General features: G+C 38.7%; 4 protein-coding genes. 3 read left to right on the top strand and 1 reads right to left on the bottom strand.

Annotation, left to right across the window (positions count from 1 at the left end; translation table 11 throughout):
* Both AC1DDX_RS20865 and AC1DDX_RS20860 read left to right on the top strand, forming a co-directional pair.
* A partial coding sequence (locus AC1DDX_RS20865) for a hypothetical protein (protein WP_477622524.1) occupies nucleotides 1-202 on the top strand: 202 nt, incomplete at its 5' end.
* A gap of 65 nt (nucleotides 203-267) precedes the next feature.
* Complete coding sequence (locus AC1DDX_RS20860; RefSeq protein WP_337716132.1) at nucleotides 268-972, top strand: sensor histidine kinase; 705 nt, start codon at nucleotides 268-270, stop codon at nucleotides 970-972.
* A gap of 236 nt (nucleotides 973-1,208) precedes the next feature.
* On the opposite strand, the gene mnmE is transcribed toward AC1DDX_RS20860, so the two are convergent.
* Nucleotides 1,209-2,579: a tRNA uridine-5-carboxymethylaminomethyl(34) synthesis GTPase MnmE gene (gene mnmE, locus AC1DDX_RS20855; protein ID WP_337716130.1), complete on the bottom strand. Its 1,371-nt coding sequence runs from the start codon at nucleotides 2,577-2,579 to the stop codon at nucleotides 1,209-1,211.
* 88 nt (nucleotides 2,580-2,667) lie between these two features.
* Here mnmE and AC1DDX_RS20850 point away from each other — a divergent pair.
* Nucleotides 2,668-3,475 (top strand): AI-2E family transporter (locus AC1DDX_RS20850; protein ID WP_477622523.1); only part of this gene is annotated, 808 nt, incomplete at its 3' end.

Genomic DNA, 3,475 nt, shown 5'->3' with positions numbered 1-3,475 from the left:
ATATCAGGACGCACTTCAGAACTACAAAAGATCCAGACAGATTACCGATTCGCTGTACTCACAGGAAAGCAAAAACAAAATTGCATCACTGGAGGCACAATATGCTTTTCGGAAAAAAGAAGAAACCTACAAACAACAGCAGCAACTCTCAAAACTGCAAATGAGACAGCTTACCTCTCTGGCGCATTGGCCATCCTACTGATCAGTTCAGTTTTACTCTATTTGCTGAACCGTTCCCGGATCAGGCACCTGCGCTTAAAAAATGAAATGCAGCGAAAAAAGGCAGAACAGCAGAACAAAGAACTGATCAATCAGAATAAACTATCAGAAAGTGAATTAAAAGCAATCAGGGCGCAGATGAACCCACATTTCATATTTAATGTACTGAATTCAATTGAATCCTATATCGTTGAAAACGATTCAAAAACTGCCGGCAGCCTGGTACAAAAGTTTGCCGCACTGAGCAGGCTGATCTTAGAGAACTCTACCCAGAGCATGGTTTCGGCCGACAGGGAATGGAAAGCACTCCGGTTGTATGCCGAACTGGAAGTGATGCGTTTCAACAAGCAATTTAGCTGTTCATTTTATACAGAGTCTTCTATTGATCTTTCCAGGTTACTCCTACCTCCCATGCTGGTACAGCCACTAATTGAAAATGCCATACATCATGGTATGCGGAATTCAACAGCCGAAAATAATGCCATCACAGTAAGCCTGGAACAAACCGAAAATACCCTGCTTTTTACTGTTTCAGACAATGGGATCGGCATGGTTGAAGCCAAAAAAATCAAAACTTTCTCAGCTATCAAAGGCCAATCCATCGGTATCGCCTCCATAAAAGAACGGATTGAAATCTTTAATGTCATGAACCATGAACACCCAGCCCAGTTCGAACTTCGCAATAAACAAAGTAATGAAGGGATGGGAACTATTGCAAAACTGACACTTCCTAAAGTTTTCAGAGAGATCTGAAAGCTCGATAATAGGCCGTGATTTCAGATTCAAATAACCCCATTTTCAATAACTTCAATATTTAATCTGACTTGTGTTCAACTGTTACTCCCAATCGCTTTTGAAATGCTTTGGACTTTGACAATCCTCTTTAATTATGCCGGTAATGTTTTTTGCAATGTTTAGTCACATAACTTATAAACAATAAGCCATATACTTGTCATTACTTAGCGTAATTATGCAGTAATTATCATCGATTATTTTCCAATGCAAAACTTACTGAATATGTTCTCAAGCAAATCATCGGTAGTAACCTGACCGGTTATCTCTCCTAAATAATGTAATGCTTGTTTAATATCCATTGCTAAAAAGTCAGAAGTAACTGGATTATCCAAACCATTAGCTACACTATTTAACGCTGCCTGAGTTTTTTGTAATGCCTCTACGTGCCTGATATTGGTGACCATGGTATGGTTATCTGAGAGCTTATCTCCTACTGCAGTGTCGTAAAGCAATTGTTTCAGTTCCTCAATCTGTTGATTCTCTTTAGCCGAGATGGCAATAAACTGGATATCTGAAGGAAGATTAAGCTCCTTTAACCGGTCGCTATAAGAAAGATCCATTTTATTAGCGACAGCTAAAAAAGGTATGCCAGGTTTATGTAAGCGGGCAATATCATCATGAATTTCGGTGGCCGAGGTATTAACCACATCAAACAAATACACTAACAATGCCGACTGACTAATCTTTTGCATGGTTTTTTCAACCCCAATAGCCTCAATAGTATCAGTGGCTTCACGGATACCAGCAGTATCGATCAATCTAAAGTTGATGCCGTTGATATTTAAAAGCTCCTCAATAGTGTCACGAGTTGTTCCGGCTATCTCACTAACAATTGCTCTGTCTTCATTTAAAAGTGCATTTAGTAGGGTCGATTTACCTGCATTTGGCCTGCCCGCTATTACTGTGTTAATTCCCTGCTTTATAACATTCCCAAGCTCAAAAGAGCGGATTAGTTTATTTAATACAATAGTAATTTTGGCAATCAGTTCCTGCAATTGATCTCTATTAGCAAACTCAACGTCTTCCTCAGCAAAATCAAGCTCAAGTTCAATCATAGAAGCAAAGTGAATCAATTGTTCGCGCAATACATTAAGTTCAGTACTAAAACCACCTCTTAGTTGATTCATAGCTACCTGATGAGCAGCAGCTGAATCTGAAGAAATTAAATCAGCGACAGCTTCAGCCTGAGATAAATCCAGTCCTCCATTTAAAAATGCCCTTAAAGTAAATTCACCAGGTTTTGCCGCACTGGCACCTTTCTTTATCAAAAGCGTGATAATCTGCTGAATGATATAATTAGAACCATGACAAGATATTTCGACAACGTTTTCCTTTGTATATGATTTTGGAGCAACAAATAAACTCACTAGAACCTCATCTATAACTGCATTTCCATCTTTAATTAAACCAAAGTGTATGGTGTGAGATTCCTGATCCAGCAAATTTTTACCACTAAAAACCGAGTTTGTAATAGCTATTGAATCTTTGCCTGAAAGACGTATAACACCTATTGCGCCCACTCCTGGCGGTGTAGATAAAGCAACTATGGTTTCGTTTGTGATCATTTGTTCTGTGTATGTATAGATTTGCAAAACTAGCCAAACATTTCATACCTTTCAGTGTTACTCATTGAAAAATCTAAATACTTTACCTATGACAGACATGCCTCTTACCGTAAAACGATCAATCGAATTATTGGGTCTGGTTTTATTAGTAGCGATCTTAGTAGTCGGCAACAACATTATTATGCCGGTAATTATGGCTTTTTTCATCAGCATTGTCGTGCTGCCAATTTATCGTTTTCTTATTAGAAGAAAACTTCCTGAAGCGGTTGCCATTATTCTCCCTATTTTATTGCTGGTGATCCTGATCGGTCTTATTGTATGGTTTTTCTCTTCCCAGATAGGTATTCTAGTAGATGATTTTCCGCAGATCAAGAACAATGTAAACATACACCTGAAGTCTTTAAGTAATTGGATAAGTAACATTAGTCATATCTCTACAACAGAGCAGCTTAAGTTTATTACCGAAAAAAGTGACGATCTTTTGGGGATGGCCGGTAAGGCGGCAAGCGGGGCTGCAGTTACTTTAAGCTCTGTATTCGTTTTTGTTGGCCTGTTACCTATTTATATTTACTTGATGCTGTTCTACAAAGATATTTTACTTCGTTTTATATTTATGTGGTTTAAGCCAGAACACCATCCAAAGGTAAAAGAGGCTATTTTTGAGACAGAAGTAATCATCAAAAGTTACCTGGTGGGCCTGTTAATCCAGGTCAGCTATATGACGATCTTATTGGGTGGCATTCTGTTTTTTGTGGGAATTAAGCATGCATTGCTTATCGGGGTGATCTTTGCCATCCTGAATTTAATCCCTTATGTTGGCGCGTTGGTAGGTAATATTATTGGTGTTCTGTTAACGCTTACATCGTCTACCGAACTGTGGCCGGTGCTTACTGTAC

The sequence above is a fragment of the Pedobacter sp. 10L46_2 genome (genome assembly GCF_056395165.1).
Note: the sequence above shows the minus strand (reverse complement) of the source record. Positions and strands in the feature narration are given on the sequence as shown.

What these genes read in the sequence shown, in the direction of transcription:
- AC1DDX_RS20860 (WP_337716132.1), top strand. Translation starts at nt 268, where the DNA reads ATGCAGCGAAAAAAGGCAGAACAGCAGAACAAAGAACTGATCAATCAG.
- mnmE (WP_337716130.1), bottom strand. Translation starts at nt 2,579, where the DNA reads ATGATCACAAACGAAACCATAGTTGCTTTATCTACACCGCCAGGAGTG.